The organism is Saccharopolyspora sp. NPDC000359, assembly GCF_040300525.1.
Taxonomy (GTDB): Bacteria; Actinomycetota; Actinomycetes; order Mycobacteriales; family Pseudonocardiaceae; genus Saccharopolyspora.
Genome location: NZ_JBEPDU010000057.1, coordinates 20,904 through 46,069, shown reverse-complemented (window position 1 = coordinate 46,069; position 25,166 = coordinate 20,904). Strand labels below are relative to the sequence as shown.

Genomic DNA, 25,166 nt, shown 5'->3' with positions numbered 1-25,166 from the left:
CCCCCGGCGTCCACGGACTCGAACCCGAGCACGTCCCGGAGGAACTCCCGGTCCCGCTCGGCGTCCCGGCCGGACCACCGCACCCCACGCGGGTCAGGCGAAGGCGAGGGCCGGGTCGGTGGCGAACGCGTCGAGCTGCTCGAACGACACCGCGACCGCCGGGCGCGGCTCGGGGTCCTGTTCGTCGTCGATGACCGGGTCGTAGTTGTAGCCGCTGACGATCGTGACCGCGCCGTCGAGCCGGAAGTGCATCGTCGAGGCCGTCTCGAACGGGTCCTCGGCGGTGCCGCCGCGCCGCTTGTGCACCAGCACCGAACCGTCCGGGAGCAGGGTGCCCTCGCAGAGCCAGGCCTCGGGGTCCCGCTCGCACGACAGCTTCGGCTCGGCGGTCCACTCACCCGGCGCGTCGTACTGAAAGGTCACCCCGGTGCGGCCCCCGGGGATGTGGAAGGACGTGGTGCCGAGCAGGAGGTTGTCCTTCAGCAACCCGGGCTGGGGCGTCTGCGGGTCCACCGCGTTCGGCACCACCTCGGGGAACGTCCGCTCCACGTGCTGCTGCAGCCGGGTGGCGATCTGCTGGATCTCCTCCGGGGTGTGGTTCGGCGGCGTGGTCCCGGCCGGGGGCCACTCGATGTCGGGGACGTCGGCCGGTGCCGCCGCGGCGGTGACCGGCGCGGCGAAGACCGCGGCTGCCAGGGCCAGCGCGGAACACCTGCGGATGGTGGTGCTCGTCTCGTTCCCTCTCGTTGTTGCGCTCACCGGGACAGGGGGAGCTGCGGATCGGTGGTCAGCGCGGTGATCTCGGCGGAGTCCAGCGGCGGCGCGTCCTGCCCGCTGGCGGTCGGGTCCTGCGGGGTGGCGCCGAAGGACGTGGTGACCGACACGACCGAGCCGTCGGCCCGGAAGTGCTGCGCCTCCCGGTTGGGCGCGCCCTCGCCCGAGGCCAGGGCGGTCGTGCGGTCCACGAGGACCGAACCGTCGGGGCGGACGTGCCGATCGCAGTGCTCGACGACGATCGGCGCGCTGGCCTGGCAAACCCGCTCGGGCGGGCTGGTCACGACGCCCGGCCCGAGCACCTCCACGTGCAGCAGCACCGGCACGTCCCGACCACCGCCACACCCGCAGCAGGACGACCCGCGCATAATCGTCCACAGTGGCCATGCCTACCCGGCGCCAGGAGCGGTAGAGCTTGAGCAGCGTCGCCTGCACGAGGTCCTCGGCCAGGTGCCAGTCCCCGCAGAACAGGTATGCCGAGCGGCGCAGCCACAACGCGCGCTCCCCGACGAACTCGCGGAACGCCCGCTCCTGTTCGGCCCGCATGGAACAATTCCCCTTTCCGCGCAACCACCGCTCCAGACGCACGTGCCCCGCGCGGGGTTGCACGACCTCGCGGGATTTCGACGCGGCGCGGGTCCCCCGGCGTCCGACCAGGCGTTTTCGCCCGGCGCCCGGAGAACCCGGACGGGCGATCTCTTAAGGAAACCTCAACGACCGCGGGCTGTGGTGGCCGCCCGGACACCCCGCCGAATATCGTTGCCCTGCAACGACCAGGAGCGAGGGTGCAGCGGGGATGGACATCGACGTGTTCGGCGGCGAGCAGCAGGACGTGTTCTGGATCGTCGGCATGGGCCTGACCCAGCGGCACGCGATCACCATGCGCCCCGGCGCGGTCTACGCCGGACAGTCCGTCCCCGCGCTGTGCGGCGCGGAGCTGAAGATCCCGCAACCCACCCCGATCGGCCGCGACCCGCGCTCCAAAGCGGTCACCGACAAGTGCCCGACCTGCGCGGACCGCACCACCGGAGCCAACTGCACCGAAACCACCTGGGACTTCTGACCCCACCGAGAACACCACGACTCCGGCGGGCACCCGTTCCCCGAAACGTTCCCGACCAACACCCAGCCACACCGACGACACCGATGTGCCGCGCGATGGCACACCAGTGGATCGCAGTTTCAATTGAAACTGCGGAACCCCGTGAGGCGAGGTCGCAGTTTCAATTGAAACTGCGGAACCACGTGGGGACAGGTCGCAGTTTCAGTTGAAACTGCGGAACGACGTGGGGCGAAGTCGCAGTTTCAATTGAAACTGCGGATCACCAGGGTCGGCGGGTGAGCCTCAACTGGACCCGCGGAGCGAGGAGGAGGGAGCAGCGGGCGGGGTTTGGGGGCTGGAAATTCGTTCGCCAGGGGTGTTTTCGCGGGCTACCGTCGGTCGGGCCATGGCTTCCGAGAGTTCCCTGCACTTCCTGTGGTCCCTGCTCGCACAGCGGCCGGGACTGCTGCTGGCCGCCACCGTCGCGGGCTCGATCTGGATGTTGCCGACGGCGCTGATGCCACTCGCCATCGGCTCCGCGATCGACTCCGGCATCGGCCCGCACGACGTCGGCGCGCTGCTGGGCTGGGTGCTGGTCGTGCTCGGACTCGGGCTGGTGCAGGTGGTCGCCGCCGGGTGCCTGCACTGGGCGACGCACACCATCTGGCTGCACGGCACGGCCGGTTCGCAGCGGCGCGTGCTGGCGCACGTGACGAAGCTGGGCGGGGTGCTGACGCGCAAGGTCCGGGCCGGTGAGGTCGTCGCGATCGGCGCCTCGGACATCTACCACGTGGGCAACCTGTTCGAGGTGATCGGCCGGACGACCGGGTCGCTGGTGTCCTTCGCCGTGGCGGTGGGCCTGCTGCTGTGGATCTCCCCGCTGCTGGGTGCCGTGGTGCTCGTCGGCGTGCCGCTGGCGACGCTGGGCATCAGCCCGTTGCTGAGCCCGCTGCGTCGCCGGGAGGAGGCCCAGCGGGAGCAGTTGGGCCAGGTCAGCGCGCAGGCGGCGGACATCGTGTCCGGGCTGCGCATTTTGCGCGGCGTCGGCGGCGAACCCCGGTTCCACGAGCGGTTCACCCGGGCCAGCCAGCGGGTGCGCGCCGCCGGGGTGGCGGCCGGGCGGATCGAGTCGTGGCTGGTCGGGGCCGAGGTCCTGCTGCCCGGCCTGGTGACCGTGCTGGTGACCTGGCTCGGCGCCCGGCTGGCGCTCGACGGCACGATCAGCGCAGGCGAGCTGGTCACGTTCTACGGCGTCTCCGCGTTCCTGGTCATCCCGGTGCGCACGGCGTCGGAGGCCGCCTACTCGTTCGCCAGCGCGATGGTCGCGGCGGGCCGTGCGAAGGCGTTGCTGCAGGTGGCGCCCGAGCCGCCGTCGCCGGAGCAGCCGCGATCGCTGCCGCCGGGCCCGCTGGAGCTGGTCGACGAGGCCAGCGGGGAGCGGTTCGCCGCGGGCGAGCTGACCGTCGTCGACGCAGGGGAGCGGACCGAGGCCGTCGCCGAGCGGCTGGCGTGGCAGTCGAGCGCGGGTGGCGTGCCGCTGCGCGAGGTCGATCCGGACGAGGTGCGGCAGCGGATCCTGCTGGCGCACAACCAGGACCAGCTGTTCGCCGGACCGGTCCGGACCGAGGTGGACTTGGGTCGCGGGGTGGACCTGGACGCCGCCCTGCACGCCGCTGATGCGCACGACGTGCTGGCCGCGCTGCCCGCCGACGGCGTCCTGGACGAGCGCGGCCGCTCGCTGTCCGGCGGTCAGCGGCAGCGGCTGCTGCTGGCCCGCGCGCTGTGCGCGGACGCGGACGTGCTGGTCCTGGACGAACCGACCTCGGCCGTCGACGCGCACACCGAGGCGCGGATCGCGGCGCGGGTCAAGGAGTTCCGCGCCGGTCGCACCACGATCGTGCTCAGCCAGAGTCCACTCTGGGCGGCAGTGGCGGACCGCGCACTGGAAATGGGGGCCGAGGGGTGAAGCTGCCGTTGGCCGACGGGCGCACCGTCCGGCGCTGGGCGTGGCAGGCCCTGCGGGCGCACCGCGGCCAGTTCGCCGCGATGATGCTGCTGTTCGGGCTGGCCACCGTGGTCGGGCTGGCCGGTCCGCAGATCCTCGGCAGCCTGGTCGACGCGGTGGTCGCCGGCACGACGACGCAGCGCATCGACCTGCTGGCCGGGGCGTTCCTCGTGGTCCTGGTGGTGAACGCGCTGCTGATCCGGGCCGCGCGGATGCGCGCGACGCTGCTCGGCGAGCACCTGCTGGCCGAGTCCCGCGAAGGCATGGTGGGGCACGCGCTGCGGCTGCCACTGGGCACCGTCGAAGCCGCGGGCACCGGCGACCTGCTCAGCCGCGCCACCACGGACGTCGACCGGCTGGACTTCACGATCCGCAACGCGGCCCCGGAGATCACCACCGCGCTGATCACCGTGCTGCTGACCGGCACCGCGATGGTCCTCACCTCGCCGCTGCTGGCCTGCGGGATGCTCGTCGCGGTGCCGCTGATGGTGCTCAGCACCCGCTGGTACTACCCGCGCTCCCTGCCGCTGCTGCGCCGGATCATGGCTGGTTGGGCGGAGGTGCAGTCGAGCACGCACGAGTCCGTCGAGGGCGCGCGCACCATCGCCGCGCTGCGCCTGGGCGGGCGCCGGATCGCGCGCAACGAGGAGGTGCTCGGCAACGCGCTGGGTCCCGAGTTCCGGCACCGCAAGCTGCTCACGATCTGGCTGCCCTGCCTGGAGCTGTCGTACGTGCTGCCGATCGGCACGATCCTGCTGATCGGCGGCTGGGCGTACTGGGGTGGGGTGGTCGAGCTCGGCACGGTCATTACCGTCGTGCTCTACGCCCAGGCGATGTCGAACCCGTTCGACGAGCTGTTCCAGTGGCTGGAGGAGCTGCAGACCGGCTACACCGCGCTGCAGCGGATCCTCGGCGTCCGCGAGGCGCCGACCGCCGGCACCGCGCGGCAGGACGTCGACGGATCGCGCGACCTGGTGGTCCGCGACGTGCGCTTCTCCTACCGCGCGGACCGGGAGGTGCTGCGCGGCATCGACCTGACCGTGCCCGCCGGGCAGCGGTTGGTCGTGGTCGGGCCGTCCGGGGCGGGCAAGTCCACGCTGGGCCGGTTGATCGCCGGGATCAGCCGACCGGACTCCGGTTCGGTCGCCTTCGGCCGCACCGAGGTCGCCGACCTGCCGCCCGAGCAGCTGCGCCGCGAGGTGGTGCTGCTGGCCCAGGAGCAGCACGTCTTCGCGTGCTCGCTCCGGGACAACCTGGCCCTGCCGGACCACGACTTCACCGATGACCAGCTGGTCGACGCGCTGAAGTCGGTCGGGCTGCTGGAGTGGCTGCACACCCTGCCGGACGGGCTGGACACCGCGCTCGGCGCGGGCGGCCACCCGGTGCCCGCATCCCGGGCGCAGCAGCTCGCGCTGGCCCGGGTGCTGCTCGTCGACCCGCACACCGTGGTGCTCGACGAGGCGACCTCGCTGCTGGACAACACCACGTCGCGGGAGCTGGAGCAGGCCCTGGCCACGCTGCTGGACGGGCGGACGGTGATCGCCATCGCGCACCGGCTGCACACCGCGCGCAACGCCGACCGGGTGGCGGTGATGTCGGACGGGCGCATCGTGGAGCTGGGCAGCCACGACGAACTGCTCGCGGCGGGCGGCTCCTACGCCGACCTCTACCGGGTGGCTCAGCCGAGCTGAGCGCGCAGCATCCGGCGGGCGGCTCCGCGCGGGTCGGGGTTGCTCTCGATCAGCGCGTTGACCACGGCACCGTCGACCAGCGCGATCAGCTCGAGCAGCCGGTCCCGGCTGACCGCCATGCCGCTGCGGGCGAAGATCTCGGCCAGCAGGTCGTGCAGCTCCGCGCTGAGCTCGCGCATCAGCGGGGCGAGGTAGGGGCGGCGGGGCGAGCCGACCAGCCGCTCGTAGCGCAGCAGCACCGGCTCCGCGCCGCCGTCGCGCGACTCCATGCCGAGCAGCATGTCCAGCAGCAGCTCGATCACCGCGTCGGTGCTGCGGGGCTGGTCGGCGAGTTCGTCCAGCTGGGCGCGGCCCGCGGCGAGCTCCTGCCGCGACTCGTGCTCGACCGCGGCGCTGATCAGGTCGTCCAGCGAGGAGAAGTAGTAGGTGGTGGAGGCCAGTGGGAGCCCGGCGCGCTCGGCGACCGCGCGGTGGCGGACCGCCTCGAAGCCGCCCTCGGTGAGCAGTTCCGCGGCGGCCACCACCAACGCCTGCCGCCGCCGCTCGCCCTTCGGTGTACTGGCCGCTGTCATGCCTGCCGATCCTAAGCGCCGCCGACCCCGCCCCGGCCACCCCGCGACGGCGCACCGCCCCAGGGGTGCCGCCCGCCCGGATCTCCGTCGTCCGGGCTTCGCGACTTCAATGGAAGTCGTGGGGCCGGTTCCCATTGATGTTGCGTTCGCCCCGGCCCCCTCGGTTCCTCCGGACGCACGGGGCGGCCGGGTGGGACCTGCGGGGGTCAGTGGCCCCCGCCTGCGAGGTTGAGGCCGATGACGCCCGCCACGATCAGGACGATCGAGACCAGCTTCAGGACCGAGACGCCGTCGCCGAGCCAGACCATGCCGACGATCGCGGTCAGCGCCGCGCCGATGCCGGTCCACACCGCGTACGCCGGGCCCGCGGGCAGGTCTCGCATCGCGTAGGCCAGGCCCGCGAAGCTCACCGCGGCCAGGACGAAGAACGAGATCGTTGGGACGAGGCGGGTGAAGCCGTGCGAGAGCTTCAGCGAGATCGCCCAACCTGCTTCGAAGACTCCCGACACCATCAGGATGATCCAGGACATCATCGCTGGTCGACCCCTCCTTCGGACGCGGTGGATTTTCTGGGACGAGCGTACCGATAAAGTGGTACGGGTGTACCGGTTTGGTGAGGGAGGACACCGGGGGCTTGGGGCTTGGGGCTTGGGGCTTGGGGCTTGGGGCTTGGGGCTTGGGGGGTGGGGGGTGATACCTGGGTTGAGTTGTTGAGGGGAAGTGGCGGTGGGGTGGGGTTGCTTTGGGTTCGAAGCGGTGGGGGGTTGCGTTGCGTGGTGTAGCAATTTCAATCGAAATTGCTCGTTCTCGACGGAGGCTTCGGTGGCGAGGTGTGCAATTTCAATCGAAATTGCGGAGGTTCACCACCCCGGGTGTCAGTGGTGATACCGGGGTTGGGTTGGCCCGTGGTGGTGCGGCGGTGCATTGACTCCTGACCACCACATCGCCAGGTTCACCACCTTCGTACCAGCAGTCAGAGCCGCGTCGGCTGGCCCGGGGTGGTGCGGTGATGCGCTGTTCCCGGCCACGACATTCCTGGGCTTGCCACCTGGTTTCAGTGTTGCGGACCGGGCTTGGTTCGTGGTGGGGCGCGGTGCGGCTGGCAGTTTGGGGTGGGTTAGAACTGGGTGGCCAGGGTTGTGGCGAGAGTTGGTAGGCGGGTGCGGTAGGGGGCTGTTGGGGAGCCTTCGTCTGGGTTGCTCTGGACGACCAGGAGCTTTCCCGTTCGGGTTTGGCGGACCGATTGTTCTGTGCCGTCCGGGTGGCGGGTGTCGCCCGGGGTGGCTTGGTCCGGGGGGACCGTTCCGGCCGGGCTCACGATCACCGTCACGCTGCCCGCTGCTGGGCCTTCGCGCAGGACGAAGGACGCCACCTTCGCGCCGGACGGGCACGTCGGGACCGCCACCGGGGCCGTCGACGCCGCTTCCGGGAGCTGCTTGGTCACCGCCGCCGCCACCTGCGCGTCCGGGCCGCAGCGGCCGCCGCGGTCGGTCAGGATGCCCGGGCCGTCCTCGCTGCGCGGCGTGGCCGGTGCCACCTGGGGCTGCGCCTGCTGGCTGGAGACGGGCTGCTGCGACGGCAGGAACGTGAAGACCCCGCCCGCGAGCACGCCCGCGGCCACCACCGTGCCGCCGACGGCCGCCACCCGGCGCCTGGCCGTGATGCGCCGCGACGCCCGGGCCACGTCGTGCTCGTCGAACGACGCCGGAGGAGCGGACTGCACCGAATCGCGGAACAGCTCCTCGAGCTTGCGCTCATCCACTTACCCGCACCTCCTCACGCCGATCGCAGATCGCCGAGCTCGTCCCCCAGCGCCTCGCGCAACGCGGCGAGACCTCGGGCGCACTGGCTCTTGACATTGCCTTCGCTGCACCGCATGACCGCGGCCACCCCCGCGACGTCCAGCCCCTCGAGGAACCGCAGGACCAGCACCGCGCGCTGCTTCGGCGGCACCTTCTGCAGTCCGGCCAGCAGGGTCTGCTTGGTGGCCACCGAGTCGTCCACGTCCGGGCTGTCCACCGGCCGGTCCGGCAGCACCTCCGCGGCCCGCTCCCGCCGCCACGGGCGCCGGGACTCGTCGATCACCGCCCGCGTCAGGGTCCGCCGCACGTACGCGTCCAGCGCGCCCTTGTCGCGCACCTTCCGCCAGTGCCGGTGCAGCGAGATGAACGCGGTCTGGGCGAGGTCGTCCGCGCGGTGCCAGTCACCGCACATCATGTACGCCATTCGACGCACCGCCTCCCGCCGGGCCGCGAAGTACTCCGCGAACTCCTGCTCCTCGCGCTGGTCCACGCGGAACTCTCCGCTCATCAGTGCTTGCACGTCCAGGACGGGATCCCCGCCCCCAACCGTTGCACGCCCCGGCGCGGCGATCCACCCCGTGATTGATACCGCAACACCCCGGGTCGCCAGCGGCGGGCTGTTGCCCTCCCCCGGGGCTGGTGTGGTGTGATCCGTTCGTGACCAAACCCATCGACCTGCGATCCGACACGGTCACGCGTCCCGACGAGCAGATGTCCGCGGCCATGGCGACCGCGGAAGTCGGCGATGACGTGCTCGACCACGACCCCACCACGCGCGCCTTGGAGGAGCGCGTCGCCACGCTGCTCGGCACCGCCGCCGCCCTCTGGGTGCCGAGTGGTTCGATGGGCAACCTGATCTCGCTGATGCTGCACCTGCAGCGCGGCGACCGGTTCCTCGCGCCGCACGGCTCGCACGTGCTCGCCTACGAGTTCGGTTCGGCGGCGTGGCTGGCTGGCGGCATGCCACAACCGCTGGAGTGGAACGGCGGGCCGGGGCGCCCCACGCCGGAGACCGTGCGCGGGCACGGCGAGTCCAGCTACGACACCTTGCGCACGACGCTGCTCTGCTTGGAGAACACGCACAACAGCGCTGGTGGCGCGGTGACGCCGCCGCACGAGCACGCGCAGCTCGCGGCCGCGGCCCGCGACACCGGTCTGCGCATCCACCTCGACGGGGCGCGGATCTGGAACGCCTCGGTCGCCCTCGGGCTGCCGCCTGCCGCGCTGACCGTCGGCGTGGACAGCGTGCAGGCGTGCCTGAGCAAGGGCCTCGGCGCCCCGGTCGGCTCCGTCATCGCAGCTGGTGAGGACTTCATCGGCGAGGCGCGGCGGGTGCGGCGGATGCTCGGCGGCGGCGTCCGGCAGGGCGGCGTGCTGGCCGCGGCCGGGCTGGTCGCGCTGGACCGCATCGACGCGCTGGCCGCCGACCACGACAACGCCCGGCTGCTCGCCGAGGGCCTGGCCGAGCACGGCTGGTCGGTCTCCGCGCCGCAGACCAACATCGTGCTGGCAGCGGTACCGAACGTGGGCCTGACCCTGGAACGCTTGGCGGCGATCGGGGTGCGGGCAGTGTCGATGAACGGCCAGATCAGGTTCGTCACGCACCGCGACGTGTCCTCGGCCGACGTCAAGGAAGCGCTGCGCAGGATCTCGGAAGCCCGGCTCTGACCAGGAGGTGCACGTGGTGCGGTGGGTCGTCTTCGACTACGGCGAGGTGATCAGCCGGCGGACGGCGGCGCTGCCGGACATCGCGGCGGCGCTCGGCGTCGAACCCGAGGCGTTCGAGGCGGCCTACTTCGCCGAGCGCAAGGCCTACGACTGGGGTTGCCCCGACCTGGAGTACTGGCGGGCCGTGGGCGAACGGGTGGCCCGGCCGGTTGACGCCGCGTTGTCCGAGCGGCTGACCAGCGCCGACGTGGCGGGCTGGCTGGAGACCGACCCCGGCTCGGTGCGGCTGCTCGAGGAGCTGCACCAGCAGGGCGTCACGCTGGCGCTGCTGTCCAACGCGCCGTCGTCGTTCGGGCGCGCCGCCGAGCGGGAGGAGTGGGCCCGGCTGTTCAAGCACCTGGTGTTCTCCGGCGACCTACAGCTGGCCAAACCGGACACCCGGATCTACCACCACCTGCTGGGGACCCTCGACGCGGACCCCGCCGACTGCCTGTTCTTCGACGACCGGCAGGAGAACATCGACGCCGCCCGCGAGGTGGGCCTGGCCGCCGAACTCTGGCCCGGCGCGGACGCGGCCCGCGCCCTCCTCCGGTCCCGCTCGGTCCTCACCTGACTAGGACTTGATCTTCTTGCGGTCCCGCGCCCAGCCCACCGCGGCGGTGGCGACGAACAGGACGCCGCCGAGCACCGCGAGCCAGAACAGGCCCTTGATGACCACTCCCGCGATCGAGATCACCAGCCACAGGGCCAGCAGTCCGCCGATCACCTTCCACACCATCGCAAGCACCTCAGCTCGACCGCAGCAACTCGTCACCCCAAGCCTGCCAGACGCGACGCCCGATCAGCCCCGCCCAGCGCGCACTCCCCGGGAAATCTCAGGGTCGTCCCGGACCGGTCGGCAGCCAGGTCTTGAGGCGGTCGAGGGCTTCGGCGATGTCGTCGGTGCTGCCCGCGAAGGACATCCGGACGAAGCGGTTGCCCAGCTCCGGGTCGAAGTCCGCGCCCGGCACCACCGCCACCCCGGTCTCGTCCAGCAGGCGGCGGCAGAACGCGGTCGTGTCCTCGGTGAGGTGCCCGATGTCGGCCCAGGCGTAGAACGCGCCGTCGGCCGGGGCCACTTGCGTGATGCCGAGCTGTTCGAGGCCGTCCAGCAGCAGCTCGCGGTTCTTCCGGTAGCGCTCGACGTGCCCGGTGGCCTCCTCCAGGGCTGACGCGGAGAAGGCCTCGATCGCGGCGTGCTGGGACAGCGCGGGCGGGCAGAGGGTGAAGTTGCCGGTCAGCGAGTCGACCGCGCGCCGCAGCCGCGGCGGCACCAGCATCCAGCCGAGCCGCCAGCCGGTCATCGACCAGAACTTGGAGAACGAGTTCACCACGACCGCCTCGCGGGAGGTCTCCCACGCCGAGTGCAGCGGGTCGCCGTAGCTGAGCCCGTGGTAGATCTCGTCGCTGATCAGCTGCACGCCGTTGGCCTCGCACCACGCCGCGAGGTCGGCCAGCTCGGTGCCGGAGAGCACGGTGCCGGTCGGGTTCGCCGGGCTCGCCACGATCAGCCCGCGCACCGGCTGGTCCAGCTCCTCCAGCATCGCCGTGGTGGGCTGGAACCGGGTCGAGGAGTCGCACGGCAGCTCCACGACCTCGCAGCCCAGCGCGGCCAGGATGTTCCGGTAGGCCGGGTAGCCGGGGCGGGCCAGCGCGACCCGGTCCCCGGCGTCGAACGCGGAGAGGAACGCGAGCAGGAACGCCCCGGACGCGCCGGTGGTCACGACCACGTCGTCGGCCTGCACCGACAACCCGTAGGACCGGTCGTAGTGCCCGGCGATGGCTTCCCGCAGCGCGCGCAGCCCGAGCTGCTCGGTGTAGCCGAGGGGATCGCCGTGCAGAGCCGCCGCGGCGGCTTCGCGGACCGCGCGAGGTGCGGGCGTGCTGGGTTGACCAGCGGCGAGCGACACCACGTCGCCCTTGCGCCGCTGGCGTTCCGCAGCGGCCGTGAGGACCTCCATGACCTGGAACGGAGCGACGTCGGCGCGCTGCGCGACGCCCAGAACCGCGGGATCGACCATGCGTTCAGCGTGCCAAACGCGCTGACCCGCCGGAACCCCCGGCTCCGCCCCACGCTCCGGGGCCGGGTTCCGCCCGGCACTCCGACACCCCCGGTATGCGATTCCATTGAGGTGATCTCAGTAAGCACCCCGACGCATCATCGGCATGTCGGGTGCCCGACACAACCGGCGGTTGCAGTTTCAATTGAAACTGCAACCGTCCCAACCCACCCGAGGACGTGTCACCACTCTTGCGCACCCGAATTGTGCGTGGGGGCTTCTACCGGCTCGGTCGGCGAAGGCGCCCTTCAGCACGCCCGCGATCGGCGCTGGGTGCCGGTGGAAGCGGTTTCGGCGTCTGCCCGGGGTTACAGTTTCAATTGAAACTGTGAATCACCCGGCGACTCGCCTGTGCGGGTCCGGTGAGATCACCTCAATGGAAATCGGACATCTGATTCCCATCGAACTCGCGGGAGGGGCCGGGGGGAGGACGGCGAGTTGTCCACGGGCACCGGCGTGTCGTGGGCCCGACACGCCGGCGGTTCACCCCGTCGGGTCCCGGTGGACCACAGTTTCAACTGAAACTGTGGTCCACCGGGGGACGGGTCCAGGTCGGATATCAGTAGCCCTGGTAGCCGCCGCCCTGGGCCATGGACTTCAGGCCGGGGTGGCCTTCGAAGCCGCCGTAGCGGTCGAAGGTGTAGCGGACACCGGCGATGATGTTGTCCACCGGGTTCCAGATGTCGCCGTGGCCCGGCAGCTTGTAGGACTGGAACGTCGGGTCGATGCACTGCATCAGGCCCTTCGACGGGGTGCCCTTGGCCGCGTTGGAGTCCCAGTTGTTGATCGCGTGCGGGTCGCCGCCCGACTCCTTCTGGATGATCGTCCAGATCTCGTCGATGTTGTCCTCGGTGACCGGGATGCCGTTGGCCTGCAGGATCTTGATCGCTTCCCGGATCCACTCCTCGACGTTGCCGGGCGGCGGACCGGCGGGCGGACCGCCGCTGGGCCCGAGGCCACCGCCACCACCGGACTCACCGCCACCGCCACCGCCACCGCCACCGGAGCCGGAACCGCCGCCCGACCCGCTGCCCCCGGGCGACCCCTGCTCGCCGCCGGGCGCCGTGGACTGCGAGTTCGTCGACGACGGCATCGTCATCTCCCAGTCGACCTTCCGCCCCTCGGCGGGCGTGAACGGCTGCTCCCCGGCCTTCGGCAGCGCGGAGAACACGTCGTTGAGCCCGGCCGCGGCGCCGCGCAGCTCGCCCAGCGCGCCGCTGAGCTTGGCATTCGCCGCGTCGACCTTGCCCCTGGCCTCCTCGGCGTGCTCCTGCATCGCCTTCGTGATGGCCTCGTCGCGCCGCTTCGCGGCCTCCGCCTTGGCCTCGTCGTCGGCGGCTCCCGCGACCTCCGCCTCGTACGCCTGCTCCGCGCGCCGCGCGTCGGCCAACGCCCGCTCGCCGATCGCGTTGACCTCGTCCTTCGCGGCTTGCACCGCTTCGGCCGCCCGGTCCAGCACGTCCGCGGAGCTCTGCAGCGCCTCGCGGGCCTTGGTGAAACCGCCGTTGATCTTGCCCATGTAGCCGACGAAGGCGTCCGCGGAGGTGCCCTCCCACGCCCCGTCCAGCCCGCTCACGGTCCGGTTCAGCGCGTTGCCGTGCTCGTCAGCCTTGCCCGCCGCATCCCGCCAGCGGGTGCTGATGGCGCGGATGTCGTCCGGCCGGCTGTCCTCGATCTTGCGCAGCTGCTCGGCGAGCGGGCCGCCACCGGGCTTGCTCGCCACCTCTCCCGATATCCCCATCAGATCCCCAGTTCAGCGGAATGATTCGGCGTTGGCCTGGTCGATCTCGTCCATGGTGCCGCGCACCGCGTCGAGTGCTCCGCTGGCGCTGCGCAGCAGCTGCTCAGCGGCGTCGAACTGCGCCTTGCCGGTGGTGTCCAGCTCGGTGATCGCGGCGGCGAGGTCACCCGCCGCGTCCAGCTCGCCGAAGATCCCGGCATCGACGTGCTGCCCCTCGAACCCGTCACCGACCGCGCCCACCGGACCGGCCTTGCCGTCCAGCTCCGCCCGGCAGTCCTCCAGCGCCGCCAGGTTGTAGCCCGCCTGCGTCACGACTCCTCCTCGTGCTCGGCCGCACCGCTCGCGGCCCAGAGCCAGAACACCAGAAAAATCCGCCCGGTGGCGAGAAATTCCCCAACCACCGGGCGGATTTTGCCAGGATGTCCGATCGTCAGGCGGTCGGAACGGTGATCTCGCCGCGCACGGCGCGCAGCGCGATGTCGGTGCGGTAGTGCGCGCCGGGCAGGTGCACGCCGTCGACCCGCTGGTAGGCCGCCTCCCGCGCCGCCGCCAGGTCCGCACCGGTGGCGACCACGGACAGCACCCGGCCGCCCGCCGAGACCACCGCGCCGTCCTCGCGGCGCCGGGTGCCGGAGTGCAGCACGCCCTGGGCGTCGCTGCCCTGGATCACGTCGTCCACGCGCGGCCGCCCCGGGTAGCCCTCCGCGGCCACCACCACGGTCACCGCGGCGCCGTCCTCCCACTCCAGCGGCGGCTGCTCGGCGAGCGTGCCGGTCGCCACCGCGTGGAACAACCCGGCCAGCGGCGTGTGCAGCAGCGACAGCACCGCCTGGGTCTCCGGGTCACCGAAGCGGCAGTTGAACTCGATCACCTGCGGGCCGTTGGAGGTCAGCGCGAGACCGGCGTAGAGCAGGCCGGAGAACGGGGTGCCGCGGCGCGCGAGCTCGTCGACGGTCGGCTGCACGATGGTGCGCACGACCTCGTCGACCAGGCCTTCCGGCGCCCACGGCAGCGGCGCGTAGGCGCCCATGCCCCCGGTGTTCGGGCCCGCGTCGTCGTCGCCGACGCGCTTGAAGTCCTGCGCGGGCAGCAGCGGGACCACCGAAGTGCCGTCGACCAGGCAGAACAGCGACGCCTCCGGGCCGTCCAGGAACGACTCCAGCAGCACCGGGTGGCCGCCGTCGAGCAGCTTGAGCGCGTGCGCGCGCGCCGCGTCGAAGTCCTTGGTCACCAGCACGCCCTTGCCCGCGGCCAGGCCGTCGTCCTTGACCACCCAGGTCGGCCCGAAGTGGGTGAGCGCGGCGTCCAGCTTGGCGGGGTTGTCCACCACCTCGCTGTGCGCGGTCGGCACCCCGGCGGCGAGCATGACGTCCTTGGCGAAGGCCTTGGAGCCCTCGATGCGGGCCGCCGACCTGGACGGGCCGAAGCAGGCGATGCCCGCCGCCCGGACCGCGTCGGCCGCGCCCGCGACCAGCGGCGTCTCCGGGCCGAACACGACCAGGTCGGCCTGCCACCTGGTGGCCAGCTCGACCACCGCGGCGGGCTTGGCGACGTCGACGCCGTAGTTCTCGGCCAGCGCAGCGGTGCCCGCGTTGCCGGGCGCGCAGGCCATCGCGGTCACGGAGGGATCGCGGGACAGGGCCAAGGCGATCGCGTGCTCCCGGCCGCCACCACCGATCACGAGAATTCGCACGAACCGCAGCGTAGAGCGTGCGGCACGCCACGCGGGACCTGCCCCCGGCAACTCGTTGCGCTCGCCCAGCGCTCCCCGGCGTTCACCTGGCGGTCGACCGGACGTCGCACCCGCTTGCGCGAATGGTCGATTGCGGCGGTCAGTGTTCTGCCCGAGGGTGCAGCGTTGATCCACGCGCTGCGAACCACGGGAGGGCACATTGAGGATTCGGAGACGCCTGATGGCGCTGTTCGTCACGGGCGCAGCCGCGCTCGGCCTGATCACCGCGCCCGCGGTCGCCGCACCGGACCGGCCGACCGGCACCGAGCAGGTGGCGGTCTTCGGCCACCGAGGCGCCTCCGGGTACCGCCCGGAGCACACGCTGGCCTCCTACGAGCTGGCCGCCCGGATGGGAGCGGACTACATCGAGCCGGACCTGGTGCCCACCAAGGACGGCGTGCTGGTCGCGCGGCACGAGAACGAGATCGGTGGCACCACCGACGTCGCCGCCCGCCCCGAGTTCGCCGACCGCAGGACCACCAAGGTCATCGACGGCCAGGAGCTGACCGGCTGGTTCACCGAGGACTTCACGCTGGCCGAGCTCAAGACGTTGCGCGCGAAGGAGCGCATCCCCGAGTTCCGGCCGAACAACACGATCTACGACGGCCGCTACGAGGTGCCGACGTTCCAGGAGGTCCTGGACCTGCGCGCCCGGCTGTCCCGCGAGCTGCACCGGGAGGTCGGCGTCGCCCCGGAGACCAAGCACCCGAGCTACTTCGCCCGGATCGGCCTGCCGCTGGAGCCCGGCGTGGTCGAGGCGCTGACCCGCAACGGCCTGAACCGGCCGAACGCCAAGGTCGCGGTGCAGTCCTTCGAGGTGGCCAACCTCAAGGCGCTGGACGAGTCGCTGGCGGTGGACCTGGTCCAGCTGATCAGCAGCAGCGGGGCGCCGCAGGACTTCGTCGAGTCCGGTGACCCGCGCACCTACGCGGACCTGGTCGAGCCCGAGGGCCTGCGGGAGGTCGCCGGGTACGCGGACGTGATCGGGCCGGACACCAAGGTGCTGCTGCCGGTCGGCGAGGACGGCTTCCTCACCGGGCCGACCCCGGTGGTCGCCGACGCGCACGCCGCCGGGCTGGAGGTCGTGCCCTACACGGTGCGGGCGGAGAACAACTTCCTGCCGGCGGACTTCCAGACCTCGGACGACCCGGCCGCGTTCGGGGACGTCTTCGGCTTCTTCCAGGCGCTGTTCGACACCGGCATCGACGGCATCTTCGCCGACCACCCGGACATCGCGGTCACCGCCCGCGACGACCACGCCACCAACCGCTGACCCGAACCCCAGGCTGATCCACCCCGGTACCCGGCGACCGCCCGGTGCCGGGGTGGACGCGATCTCCATCGGGCCAGACGTCCGACTTCCACCGGGGTCGCGGGAATCCAGGACGGCGGCGGCCAGTTGTCCACAACCGTCGGCATGTCGTCATCCCGACACGCCGACGGTCCAGACACCGAACCACAGTTTCAATTGAAACTGTGATCTGGTGCCGCAGGCTGTGATCGACGTCGTGATGACGAGCCGACGACCAGGTCGGACACCTAACCTGTCCATGATGGACGGAGGTGTCACCCGGTGGTCCAACTGCTCCTCGTGCTGATCGGCGCACTGCTCGTCACCGCGTTGGCCCGCAGCCGCGAGATCGCGGCACCGCTGCTGCTCGTGCTGGTCGGGTTGCTGGTGTCGCTGATCCCCGGCACCGGCGAGCTCAACATCAACCCGGAGCTGCTGCTCACCGTCGTGCTCCCGCCACTGCTCTACGCCGCGGCGCTGGAGAGCTCCTACACCAACTTCCGGGCCCAGATCCGCAAGATCACGCACCACGGCGTGCTGCAGGTGATCGTCACCTCGTTCGTGATCGGCTGGCTCGCCTTCGTGCTCATCCCCGAGCTGCCGCTGGCCTCGGCGATCGTGCTCGGCGCGGTGATCGCCCCGCCGGACGCGGTGACCGCCGCCGCGATCGGCCGCCAGCTGAACCTGCCGCGCGGCGTCATGACGATCCTCGGCGGCGAGAGCCTGATCAACGACGCCGCCGCGCTGACGATCTACCGGATGGCGATCGCGGCCGTCGTCGGGGCCACCCCGACCCTCTCGCACGGCGCGCTGGTGTTCGTGCTGGCCGTGGTGGTCGGCGTCGCGCTGGGGCTGGTGTTCGGGGTGCTCGCGCAGGCCGCGCGGACCCGCGTCCCGGACGTGCAGGTGGCCACGGTCCTGGGCGTGCTGGTGCCCTTCCTGGCCTACCTCACGGCTGAAGAGCTGTACGGGTCCGGGGTGCTCGCGGTGGTCACCGCCGGGCTCTACGTCGGCCACAACCAGCCGCGCGCCCGAGCCGCGGGCCGCCTGCAGGAGCACACCATCTGGGCCTCGATCAACCTGCTGCTGGAGAGCCTGGTGTTCGCCTACATCGGGCTGCAGCTGAAGGCGGTCGTCGACGGGCTGATCGCCTCCGGGCGGGACATCAGCTCGCTACTGCTGGCGACGCTGGCCATCTTCGCCGCGACGGCGGCCTTCCGGGTCCTGTGGATGTTCAGCTCGAACTACCTGCCGGGCCTGTCGCACCTGCTCAGCCCGGGCAAGCGGCCCGGCGGCCGGTGGCGCCGGACGGCGGTGATCTCGTGGGCGGGGATGCGCGGCGTGGTCACCCTCGCGGCGGCGGGCGCGATCCCGTTCACCACCAGTTCGGGTGATCCGTTCCCCGCCCGGGACCTGATCCAGTTCGTCGCCTCGGTGATCACGGTCGCCACCATCCTGGTGCAGGGCACCACGCTGCCCTGGCTGATCCGCAAGCTCGACGTGATCGACCCGGACGAGGCGGCCCGCGACGACCACGCCGAGGCGGAGGCGCGGGTGACGGCGACCAACGCGGCGCTGCGCCACCTGGACAAGCTCACCCCGGAGGACCTGGGCACCGACCCGGAGCGCTTCGAACGCATCATCAGCCGGATGAAGGCCATGGTGGAGCACCAGGGGATGGTCGCCTCCGAGCGGATCGGCCGAACCCCTGCCGAGCGGGCGGACACCGCGAGCCGCAGCTTCTCGGACCTGCGGCGGGACCTGCTGGAGGTCCAGCGTTCGGTGGTGGCCGACGAGCGCGACGCGGGCCACCTCGACGACGAGATCCTCCGCCGCGTCCTCCGCGAGCTCGACCTGCAGGAAGCCGCCCTGGACAGCTCCTGGCTCAACCGCTGACCCACGACTCCCGACGTCGGACGTGCGATTCCACCACTGGGAATCGCGTCGGGACGGGGTCGGCGCCCCATGAGCAGGGGGACCCCGGCCGAGGCCGGGGTCCCCCTGGGTGCTCCTGAGGTCAGGCGGTGCCTGCGGTCAGGCCATGGTGTGGCGGACGATGGTCTGGTCCCGGCCGGGGCCGACGCCGATGGCCGAGACGCGGGCGCCGGAGAGCTCCTCGATGCGCTCGATGTAGGCGCGGGCGTTGGCCGGGAGGTCCTCGAAGGAGCGGGCGCCGCTGATGTCCTCCCACCAGCCCGGCATCTCCTCGTACACCGGGACCGCGTGGTGCACGCCGGTCTGCGTCATCGGCATCTCGGTGACCCGCTCGCCGTCCACGTCGTAGGCCACGCAGATCGGGATGGTCTCCAGCCCGGACAGCACGTCCAGCTTGGTCAGGAAGTAGTCGGTGATGCCGTTGACCCGGGTCGCGTAGCGCGCGATCACCGCGTCGAACCAGCCGGTGCGCCGCGAGCGGCCGGTGGTGACGCCGAACTCGCCGCCCTGCTTGCGCAGGTTCTCGCCCGCCTCGTCGGTGAGCTCGGTCGGGAACGGACCGGCGCCGACGCGGGTGGTGTAGGCCTTCAGGATGCCGATCACCGCGCCGATCTTCGTCGGCCCGATGCCGGACCCGGCGCAGGCGCCGCCGGACGTCGGGTTCGACGAGGTCACGAACGGGTAGGTGCCGTGGTCGACGTCCAGCAGGGTGCCCTGCGAGCCCTCCAGCAGCACCGTCTCGCCGCGGTCCAGCGCCTGGTTGATCAGCAGCTTGGTGTCGGCGATCCGACTGGCGAACTTCTCGCCCTGGGCCAGCACGGTGTCCACGACCTCGTCGACGTCCATCGCGCGCCGGTTGTAGACCTTGACCAGGATCTGGTTCTTCACGTCGAGGGCGGCCTCGACCTTCTGCCGGAGGATCTTCTCGTCCAGCAGGTCCTGCGCGCGGACCCCGACCCGGGCGATCTTGTCCTGGTAGCAGGGGCCGATGCCGCGACCGGTGGTGCCGATCTGCTTCTTGCCCAGGTACCGCTCGGTGACCCGGTCGATGGCCACGTGGTACGGCATGATCAGGTGCGCGTCGGCGGAGACCAGCAGCCGCGAGGTGTCCACGCCGCGCTCCTCCAGCCCGGCCAGCTCCTCCAGCAGCACGCCGGGGTCGACCACGACGCCGTTGCCGATCACGTTGGTCACCCCGGGGGTGAGGATCCCCGACGGGATGAGGTGCAGCGCGAAGTCCTGCCCGTCGGGCAGCACCACGGTGTGACCCGCGTTGTTGCCGCCCTGGTAGCGGACCACCCACTGCGCCTGCTCGCCGAGCAGGTCGGTCGCCTTACCCTTGCCCTCGTCGCCCCATTGGGCGCCGATCAGCACGATCGCCGGCATGTGAAACTCCAACCTGGACTGGGTGGTAGCCAGCGTGACCGCACGCTTCGCCCGCTCCCACCACGGGGTATGCCGATCGATCAGGGTAAACCAGGAGCGAAACGTGAGTACCAGCGCATTGTCCTGCGGTAACGTCGACCGCGCAGCGCGCCCGGTCGGTGACGGTGTGCAATGGTTCGACCTGCCGGTCACCCCGACCCGGCAGGACCTGGACCCGGTGCTGGCCGAGACCTCGGAGCGGCTGGTGGTGCACGGCACCGACGCCGACTTCGCCTCGGTCGTGCTCCGCCTGCTCCGCAAGGAGCGGCTGGGCGACCTGGTGGTGGGCTACGTGCCGGTGGTCGACTCCCCGGCGGCCCGGTTGTGGGGACTGCGGGCGGGGGACTTCGAGCGGGCGCTGACCGCCGCGCCGCGCCCGTCGGCGCTGATCCGCGACGACTCGGGCGGCGTGCTGCTCGGCGCCGGGACGATCGAGCCGATCACCGGCCAGGTGTACTGCGACGACGAGCAGGTGCTCAACGGCAGCGCGCTCGGGATCACCATCTCGCCGGACCCGGACGCCACCCCGCTGCCGGAGTCCACCGCGGACCCGATGAACGCGATGCTGGATCCCGCGACGGACGGGCTGCTGGTCACCACGGTCCGCCGCGGCCTCCTGCGCCGCCGCAGCCAGGTCACCCGGGGGCGCGCGGTGCAGGCGTCGTTCCGCTCGGCGGCGGTCGTGCACGACGGCATGCGGCACCCGCGCCCGGCGGAGAAGTGGGTCTGGTACCGGCACACCGAGGACCTGCGGTTCGCGCGGTGATCTCACCTGATCGACGGGCACCCGTCGGTGTGAAATTCACCAGAAGGTGACACGATCGGTGGCGATTTCACGCCAAGTCACCCGCTGGCCACGAACTGGCATTGATCCGTCCACCTGCGTGGGCAATGGTCGAACTCCGACAACGGCGAGACGCCCACGCGGAGGAAGCCATGACAGGCCACCGAACGTTGCGCGCGACCCTGACCGCCCTGCCGCTCGCGGCCGCCCTGGGCCTCGGCCTGGCCGCGCCCGCCGGCGCCGAACCACCGGGCATCCCGGACCCGGCGACCGCCAAGACCCAGCTCGGTGAGCTCACCGTCGCCCCCGAGGGTTCGATGGACGGCTACAGCCGGGAGAAGTTCCCGCACTGGATCGACGGCCCGGACAACTGCAACACCCGCGAGTCGGTGCTCAAGCGGGACGGCGAGGGCGTGGAGGTCGGGTCGGACTGCTACCCGACCTCCGGTTCCTGGTTCAGCCCGTACGACGGCGAGACCTGGTCGAAGCCGTCCGATGTGGACATCGACCACGTGGTGCCGCTGGCCGCCGCGTGGCGCTCCGGCGCGGCGGACTGGACGCAGGAGAAGCGCCAGCAGTTCGCCAACGACCTGGAGGGCCCGCAGCTGATCGCGGTGACCGACAACGTCAACCAGAGCAAGGGCGACCAGACCCCCGACCAGTGGATGCCGCCGCTGGCCGACTACCACTGCGAGTACGCCTCGATGTGGGTCGGCAGCAAGCACAAGTACGAGCTGACCATCACCGAGGCGGAGAAGTCGGCGCTGCAGCAGGCGCTCGACGGCTGCTGATCCGATCGGGGCGCGGCATCCGCCGTCCGGCGGGCGTCGCGCCCCCGCGCTTGACACGCTGTCGGGTGGTTGCGAGATTGCGGGCATGAGCAAGATCGAGATCGCTGTGCCCGAAGGCCGCCCGAGGTGAGCCGGGGCGAGCACCCCCGGCACCTGCTGGACCGCGCCATCCACTCCCCGGTCCGGCTCTCGATCATGGCGGTGCTGGTCGCGGTCGACCAGGCCGAGTTCCGCCGCGTGCGCGACACCGTCGAGGTCAGCGACTCCGCGCTGTCCAAGCACGTCTCCACGCTGGAATCCGCCGGGTACGTCGCGGTGCGCAAGGGGCAGGCCGACGGTCGGCCGTGCACCTGGCTGAGCGCCACGCCGCTCGGCCACCGCGCCTACGAGTCGCACCTCGCCGCGCTCCGCGCGATCATCGGGAGGCAGTGAGAGGGGAGGGCCGATGCCGGAGGCCACCGAACTGCGCTCGTCCGTCGCCGCACCGCCGGGCGGGGTGATGACCGACGAGGTCGGCGTCATCACCGGCACCCTGGAACTGGCCACCACCTGCGCCGACGGCGCGGTCGAGGTGTGGATCCGCTACGCCGGGGCCGAGGAGTGGTACCGGATCTCCGCGGCGGACTGCCGCCTGCACGACCCCCGCGACCACGAAGCCCTGCACACCGCCCTCGCCGCGGTGCTGAACCGGCCGTAGCGCGCGACTACTCGTCCTCGGGGTGCAGCGGCGGGAGCGCGGCGATGGCCTCGTTGCGGCTCAGGCCGGTCGCCTGCAGCAGGTCGACCGCGATCGAGCGGACCTGCATGACCACCACCTGCATCGAGAAGTCACCATCCCCGAGCAGTTCCACAGTGGACTTCTTCGCCACCACGCGGGCCGCCTCGCGGGTCTGCAGCGGATCGACCCCGCTGGCCAGCTCGTCGCGCAGCAGCACCACCGCGCCCGCCAACTCCTCCAGCAGGCCAGGCAGCGGTCGCGGCACGGGCTCACCGTCGCGCAGCGCAGCCAACGCGCGCCGCGCCAGCACGCGGGTGTTGCGCAGCGCCCGGTCGATCGGCGTGGCTGCGGTCTCGTAGCGGTCCAGGTCGCCGCGCCGCCGCCACCGGATGGGCGCGAACCTGGCGATCTCCTGGCCCGCCTCCAGCGCGGAGCGGAACTCCTCGACGGACTTCTGGCTCTTGCGGGCGCTCGCGAGCACGTCGCTGGCCCGCTCCGGGTCCTGCCGCGCCACCGCCCCGGCGACGCCGCGCAGCGCGTCGGCCAGCGCACCGAGCACCAACCGCCCGTTGCGGTGGGCCACGGCGAGTGGGTTGGCGGGCAGCAGCGCCGCCACCACGAACCCGACCATGCCGCCGATCGCCGCGTCGAGCATGCGGGTCAGCCCGCCCGCGGTGGCAGGCGGCAGCAGGGTGGCCACCAGCACCGACGAGGACGCGGCCTGCAGCACGATGACGACACCGCTGTCCAGCAACACCGCCGTGCTCATCGCCAGCGCGACGACGAGCGCGATCTGCCAGGCGCCGGTGCCGATGAACGAGATCAGCACGTCGCCGACGCCGATGCCGATGCTCACGCCGACGACCAGCTCCAGCGCGCGCCGCATCCGCTGCCCCAGCGAGACGCCGAGCGAGATGACCGCCGCGATCGGCGCGAAGAACGGCTGCGGGTGCCCGAACAGGTGACGGGCGAGGAACCAGGCGACTCCGGCGGCGACGGCGCACTGCACGATGGGCACGCCCGTGCGCAGGAGTCGGCGCAGTCGGCGGTTCAGTTCCTCGCGCAGTCGGTGCACGCAGGTCATTGTCCGCCAGATCTCCCGGCGGACCGAGCTCCGGCAGCAGTGATCCTCGTCCGAGCCCGCGACCTCCACCGAAACCAGCTGTCCGACTCCAGCGGAGGTCGCGGTACGACCTCAGGCCAGGCCGGTCGCTTCGAGGGACTTGGGGTCGCTGTCCTCGAGCAGCTTCCGGCAGCGGTCGAACTCCTCGTCCTCACCGATCGACTTCGCCGCCTTGGCCAGCGCCGCGATGGACCGCAGCACGCCCTGGTTCGGCTCGTGCCGCCACGGCACCGGGCCGAAGCCCTTCCACCCCGCCTTGCGCAGCGCGTCGAGACCGCGGTGGTAGCCGGTGCGCGCGTAGGCGTAGGCGGCGATGTTCTCGCCGGATTCCAGCGCTGCCTCGGCGAGCGTGGCCCAAGCGGCGCTGAACGCCGGGTGGTGCGCGGCGACCACGGTCGGGTCAGTGCCCGCGCTGAGCTCGTCCCGCGCCTCCGGGCTCTCCGGCAGCAACGTCTCCGGCGGTTCCAACAGGTTCCTCGTCATGCACCCAATCCTGTCAGGTACGACGACGGCCCGTCCGCACGCGGCGGACGGGCCGTCGAACATCACCAGCAGCCACCCGGAAGAGCGACCGTCAGGCAAGCGGCGAAGCCGCTTCCAGCGGTGGACAGCCACCGCGACGGGCGACCGGCACCGATCGTCAGGGGTCGCGTGCGCCGCCAGGCGCACAGCCCATCCCGGCAACTGGCACCGCCGCGGGTTCTCAGACGTCGCCTGGCGAGGACAGCCCGTTCGTCGTGCATTGGCGAACGGGATCCTGGGGCCAGGCGGCGTCTGAGGTTCGCTACCCGCACCGCTCAGCAGAGTGGGCCTGGAACCGCCAGTAGATCAGCCCGCCAGCATGCGGCCCGCGGACTTGAGGTTCTCGCAGGCGTGCGCGACGCGAGCCGCCATGGCCTGCTCGGCGACCTTGAGGTAGCTGCGCGGGTCGTAGGTCTTCTTGTTGCCGACCTCGCCGTCGATCTTCAGGACGCCGTCGTAGTTCTTGAACATGTGGTCCGCGATCGGGCGGGTGAAGGCGTACTGGGTGTCGGTGTCGATGTTCATCTTCACCACGCCGTAGGAGACCGCCTCGTGGATCTCCTCCAGCAGCGAGCCCGAACCGCCGTGGAAGACCAGGTCGAACGGCTTGGAACCGGCCGCCAGGCCCAGCTTCTGGGACACCACGTCCTGGCCCTGCTTGAGGATCTCCGGGCGCAGCTTCACGTTGCCCGGCTTGTAGACGCCGTGCACGTTGCCGAAGGTCGCGGCCAGCAGGTAGCGGCCCTTCTCGCCGCTGCCGAGGGCGTCCACGGTCTTCTCGTAGTCGCCGGGCGCGGTGTAGAGCTTCTCGTTGATGTCGTTGGCGACGCCGTCCTCCTCGCCGCCGACCACGCCGACCTCCAGCTCCAGGATGATCTTGGCCTTGGCCGCGGCGGCCAGCAGCTCCTGGGCGATCTGCAGGTTCTCGTCGAGGTCGATCGCCGAGCCGTCCCACATGTGCGACTGGAACAGCGGGTTCTCGCCGCGGTCGACCCGCTCCTGGCTGAGCTGGATCAGCGGCCGGACGAAGCCGTCCAGCTTGTCCTTCGGGCAGTGGTCGGTGTGCAGCGCGATGTTGACCGGGTACTTGGCGGCGACCACGTGCGCGTACTCGGCCAGCGCGGTGGCACCGGTGACCATGTCCTTGACCTTGGTGCCGGAGGCGAACTCGGCACCACCGGTCGAGACCTGGATGATGCCGTCGCTCTCGGCCTCCGCGAACCCGCGCAGCGCCGCGTTGAGCGTCTCCGACGAGGTCACGTTGATGGCCGGGTAGGCGAATTCGCCCGCCTTCGCCCGGTCCAGCATCTCCGCGTAGACCTCGGGGGTCGCGATGGGCATCGGTCGTCCTCCTCGCATGGAGTTTGGTCGTGGTGACGGGGAGTTGCGCAGCATCCTACGAGCCGCAGGTCACCAGCGGGCCCTGCCGGCTGGGCGCCACACTTTCGCGT

The 25,166-nt window shown here is 71.6% G+C and carries 26 protein-coding genes and 1 pseudogene; 11 read left to right on the top strand and 16 right to left on the bottom strand.

Annotated elements, in window-relative coordinates:
• Positions 1-93 precede the first annotated feature (93 nt).
• From ABT324_RS28510 to ABT324_RS28500, 3 genes and pseudogenes are all read right to left on the bottom strand, one after another.
• Entirely contained in the window at positions 94-759 is a 666-nt protein-coding gene (locus ABT324_RS28510) for a hypothetical protein (protein WP_351183720.1), read from the bottom strand.
• Entirely contained in the window at positions 756-1,100 is a 345-nt protein-coding gene (locus ABT324_RS28505; protein WP_351183718.1) for a hypothetical protein, read from the bottom strand. The genes ABT324_RS28510 and ABT324_RS28505 overlap by 4 nt, the downstream gene beginning before the upstream one ends.
• A 79-nt stretch (positions 1,101-1,179) precedes the next feature.
• Positions 1,180-1,320, bottom strand: a pseudogene (locus ABT324_RS28500) (RNA polymerase sigma factor); the annotation flags it as partial.
• Between the two features lie 250 nt (positions 1,321-1,570).
• Here ABT324_RS28500 and ABT324_RS28495 point away from each other — a divergent pair.
• The 3 genes from ABT324_RS28495 (at position 1,571) to ABT324_RS28485 (ending at position 5,512) form a co-directional block, all read left to right on the top strand.
• Positions 1,571-1,837, top strand: a complete 267-nt coding sequence (locus ABT324_RS28495; protein ID WP_351183708.1) for a hypothetical protein — start codon at positions 1,571-1,573, stop codon at positions 1,835-1,837.
• A gap of 385 nt (positions 1,838-2,222) precedes the next feature.
• The gene (locus ABT324_RS28490; RefSeq protein WP_351183706.1) at positions 2,223-3,782 is read left to right on the top strand and encodes an ABC transporter transmembrane domain-containing protein; all 1,560 of its coding nucleotides are present in this window, start codon (positions 2,223-2,225) and stop codon (positions 3,780-3,782) included.
• Positions 3,779-5,512 carry an ABC transporter ATP-binding protein gene (locus tag ABT324_RS28485; protein ID WP_351183704.1) on the top strand — a complete coding sequence of 578 codons (1,734 nt, stop codon included), beginning with the start codon at positions 3,779-3,781 and terminating at the stop codon, positions 5,510-5,512. The genes ABT324_RS28490 and ABT324_RS28485 overlap by 4 nt, the downstream gene beginning before the upstream one ends.
• Here the strand turns inward: ABT324_RS28485 and ABT324_RS28480 are convergent.
• From ABT324_RS28480 to ABT324_RS28465, 4 genes are all read right to left on the bottom strand, one after another.
• Positions 5,500-6,084 (bottom strand): TetR/AcrR family transcriptional regulator, encoded by a 585-nt coding sequence (locus tag ABT324_RS28480; RefSeq protein WP_351183702.1) that lies wholly within the window; start codon positions 6,082-6,084, stop codon positions 5,500-5,502. The genes ABT324_RS28485 and ABT324_RS28480 overlap by 13 nt on opposite strands.
• 206 nt (positions 6,085-6,290) lie before the next feature.
• Entirely contained in the window at positions 6,291-6,617 is a 327-nt protein-coding gene (locus tag ABT324_RS28475; protein WP_502949813.1) for a DMT family transporter, read from the bottom strand.
• 584 nt (positions 6,618-7,201) lie between these two features.
• Positions 7,202-7,846, bottom strand: coding sequence for a hypothetical protein (locus tag ABT324_RS28470; RefSeq protein WP_351183700.1), 645 nt, complete (start codon positions 7,844-7,846; stop codon positions 7,202-7,204).
• Positions 7,847-7,860: 14 nt separating this feature from the next.
• A complete protein-coding gene (locus ABT324_RS28465) occupies positions 7,861-8,376 on the bottom strand; it encodes a SigE family RNA polymerase sigma factor (protein WP_351183714.1) in 516 nt (171 codons plus the stop codon).
• 167 nt (positions 8,377-8,543) lie between these two features.
• Here ABT324_RS28465 and ABT324_RS28460 point away from each other — a divergent pair, with 167 nt between their 5' ends.
• Positions 8,544-9,554 (top strand): threonine aldolase family protein, encoded by a 1,011-nt coding sequence (locus ABT324_RS28460; RefSeq protein ID WP_351183698.1) that lies wholly within the window; start codon positions 8,544-8,546, stop codon positions 9,552-9,554.
• Positions 9,555-9,570: 16 nt separating this feature from the next.
• A complete protein-coding gene (locus ABT324_RS28455) occupies positions 9,571-10,167 on the top strand; it encodes an HAD family hydrolase (RefSeq protein WP_351183712.1) in 597 nt (198 codons plus the stop codon).
• Here the strand turns inward: ABT324_RS28455 and ABT324_RS28450 are convergent, their stop codons facing one another.
• The 5 genes from ABT324_RS28450 to purD form a co-directional block, all read right to left on the bottom strand.
• Positions 10,168-10,332 carry a hypothetical protein gene (locus ABT324_RS28450; protein WP_351183696.1) on the bottom strand — a complete coding sequence of 55 codons (165 nt, stop codon included), beginning with the start codon at positions 10,330-10,332 and terminating at the stop codon, positions 10,168-10,170. It lies immediately after the preceding gene.
• Between the two features lie 97 nt (positions 10,333-10,429).
• Positions 10,430-11,614, bottom strand: a complete 1,185-nt coding sequence (locus ABT324_RS28445) for a pyridoxal phosphate-dependent aminotransferase (RefSeq protein WP_351183694.1) — start codon at positions 11,612-11,614, stop codon at positions 10,430-10,432.
• Between the two features lie 598 nt (positions 11,615-12,212).
• Positions 12,213-13,394, bottom strand: coding sequence for a WXG100 family type VII secretion target (locus tag ABT324_RS28440; RefSeq protein WP_351183692.1), 1,182 nt, complete (start codon positions 13,392-13,394; stop codon positions 12,213-12,215).
• A 12-nt stretch (positions 13,395-13,406) separates the two neighbouring features.
• A complete protein-coding gene (locus ABT324_RS28435) occupies positions 13,407-13,706 on the bottom strand; it encodes a hypothetical protein (protein WP_351183690.1) in 300 nt (99 codons plus the stop codon).
• 118 nt (positions 13,707-13,824) lie between these two features.
• A complete protein-coding gene (gene purD / locus ABT324_RS28430) occupies positions 13,825-15,087 on the bottom strand; it encodes a phosphoribosylamine--glycine ligase (RefSeq protein ID WP_351183688.1) in 1,263 nt (420 codons plus the stop codon).
• Between the two features lie 220 nt (positions 15,088-15,307).
• On the opposite strand from purD, the gene ABT324_RS28425 reads away from it, so the two are divergent.
• Together ABT324_RS28425 and ABT324_RS28420 are read left to right on the top strand one after the other, a co-directional pair.
• A complete protein-coding gene (locus tag ABT324_RS28425) occupies positions 15,308-16,399 on the top strand; it encodes a glycerophosphodiester phosphodiesterase (RefSeq protein WP_351183686.1) in 1,092 nt (363 codons plus the stop codon).
• Positions 16,400-16,699: 300 nt separating this feature from the next.
• Positions 16,700-18,313, top strand: coding sequence for a Na+/H+ antiporter (locus ABT324_RS28420; RefSeq protein WP_351183684.1), 1,614 nt, complete (start codon positions 16,700-16,702; stop codon positions 18,311-18,313).
• A gap of 138 nt (positions 18,314-18,451) precedes the next feature.
• Here the strand turns inward: ABT324_RS28420 and ABT324_RS28415 are convergent, their stop codons facing one another.
• Positions 18,452-19,738 carry an adenylosuccinate synthase gene (locus tag ABT324_RS28415; protein WP_351183682.1) on the bottom strand — a complete coding sequence of 429 codons (1,287 nt, stop codon included), beginning with the start codon at positions 19,736-19,738 and terminating at the stop codon, positions 18,452-18,454.
• 103 nt (positions 19,739-19,841) lie between these two features.
• Between ABT324_RS28415 and ABT324_RS28410 the strand changes: the two genes are divergently transcribed.
• The 4 genes from ABT324_RS28410 (at position 19,842) to ABT324_RS28395 (ending at position 22,049) form a co-directional block, all read left to right on the top strand.
• A complete protein-coding gene (locus tag ABT324_RS28410) occupies positions 19,842-20,543 on the top strand; it encodes a hypothetical protein (RefSeq protein WP_351183680.1) in 702 nt (233 codons plus the stop codon).
• Positions 20,544-20,713: 170 nt separating this feature from the next.
• Complete coding sequence (locus tag ABT324_RS28405; RefSeq protein WP_351183678.1) at positions 20,714-21,352, top strand: HNH endonuclease family protein; 639 nt, start codon at positions 20,714-20,716, stop codon at positions 21,350-21,352.
• Between the two features lie 126 nt (positions 21,353-21,478).
• Complete coding sequence (locus ABT324_RS28400) at positions 21,479-21,784, top strand: winged helix-turn-helix domain-containing protein (RefSeq protein ID WP_351183676.1); 306 nt, start codon at positions 21,479-21,481, stop codon at positions 21,782-21,784.
• Positions 21,785-21,797: 13 nt separating this feature from the next.
• Positions 21,798-22,049 carry a hypothetical protein gene (locus ABT324_RS28395; protein WP_351183674.1) on the top strand — a complete coding sequence of 84 codons (252 nt, stop codon included), beginning with the start codon at positions 21,798-21,800 and terminating at the stop codon, positions 22,047-22,049.
• A gap of 7 nt (positions 22,050-22,056) precedes the next feature.
• Here ABT324_RS28395 and ABT324_RS28390 read toward each other — a convergent pair whose 3' ends face one another.
• The 3 genes from ABT324_RS28390 to fbaA form a co-directional block, all read right to left on the bottom strand.
• On the bottom strand, positions 22,057-23,154 hold the full coding sequence (locus tag ABT324_RS28390; RefSeq protein WP_351183672.1) for an FUSC family protein: 1,098 nt from the start codon (positions 23,152-23,154) through the stop codon (positions 22,057-22,059).
• Between the two features lie 111 nt (positions 23,155-23,265).
• Positions 23,266-23,676 (bottom strand): DUF3151 domain-containing protein, encoded by a 411-nt coding sequence (locus ABT324_RS28385; protein WP_351183670.1) that lies wholly within the window; start codon positions 23,674-23,676, stop codon positions 23,266-23,268.
• 345 nt (positions 23,677-24,021) lie between these two features.
• Positions 24,022-25,056 carry a class II fructose-bisphosphate aldolase gene (gene fbaA / locus ABT324_RS28380; RefSeq protein ID WP_351183668.1) on the bottom strand — a complete coding sequence of 345 codons (1,035 nt, stop codon included), beginning with the start codon at positions 25,054-25,056 and terminating at the stop codon, positions 24,022-24,024.
• Between the last annotated feature and the right edge of the window lie 110 nt (positions 25,057-25,166).

Bases quoted from the DNA above. Each gene is read 5' to 3' on its own strand.
- ABT324_RS28495 (WP_351183708.1), top strand. From the start codon at position 1,571: ATGGACATCGACGTGTTCGGCGGCGAGCAGCAGGACGTGTTCTGGATC.
- ABT324_RS28490 (WP_351183706.1), top strand. From the start codon at position 2,223: ATGGCTTCCGAGAGTTCCCTGCACTTCCTGTGGTCCCTGCTCGCACAG.
- ABT324_RS28480 (WP_351183702.1), bottom strand. From the start codon at position 6,084: ATGACAGCGGCCAGTACACCGAAGGGCGAGCGGCGGCGGCAGGCGTTG.
- ABT324_RS28475 (WP_502949813.1), bottom strand. From the start codon at position 6,617: ATGATGTCCTGGATCATCCTGATGGTGTCGGGAGTCTTCGAAGCAGGT.
- ABT324_RS28450 (WP_351183696.1), bottom strand. From the start codon at position 10,332: ATGGTGTGGAAGGTGATCGGCGGACTGCTGGCCCTGTGGCTGGTGATC.
- ABT324_RS28445 (WP_351183694.1), bottom strand. From the start codon at position 11,614: ATGGTCGATCCCGCGGTTCTGGGCGTCGCGCAGCGCGCCGACGTCGCT.
- ABT324_RS28440 (WP_351183692.1), bottom strand. From the start codon at position 13,394: ATGGGGATATCGGGAGAGGTGGCGAGCAAGCCCGGTGGCGGCCCGCTC.
- ABT324_RS28425 (WP_351183686.1), top strand. From the start codon at position 15,308: ATGGCGCTGTTCGTCACGGGCGCAGCCGCGCTCGGCCTGATCACCGCG.
- ABT324_RS28415 (WP_351183682.1), bottom strand. From the start codon at position 19,738: ATGCCGGCGATCGTGCTGATCGGCGCCCAATGGGGCGACGAGGGCAAG.
- ABT324_RS28405 (WP_351183678.1), top strand. From the start codon at position 20,714: ATGACAGGCCACCGAACGTTGCGCGCGACCCTGACCGCCCTGCCGCTC.
- ABT324_RS28395 (WP_351183674.1), top strand. From the start codon at position 21,798: ATGCCGGAGGCCACCGAACTGCGCTCGTCCGTCGCCGCACCGCCGGGC.
- ABT324_RS28390 (WP_351183672.1), bottom strand. From the start codon at position 23,154: ATGACCTGCGTGCACCGACTGCGCGAGGAACTGAACCGCCGACTGCGC.
- ABT324_RS28385 (WP_351183670.1), bottom strand. From the start codon at position 23,676: ATGACGAGGAACCTGTTGGAACCGCCGGAGACGTTGCTGCCGGAGAGC.
- fbaA (WP_351183668.1), bottom strand. From the start codon at position 25,056: ATGCCCATCGCGACCCCCGAGGTCTACGCGGAGATGCTGGACCGGGCG.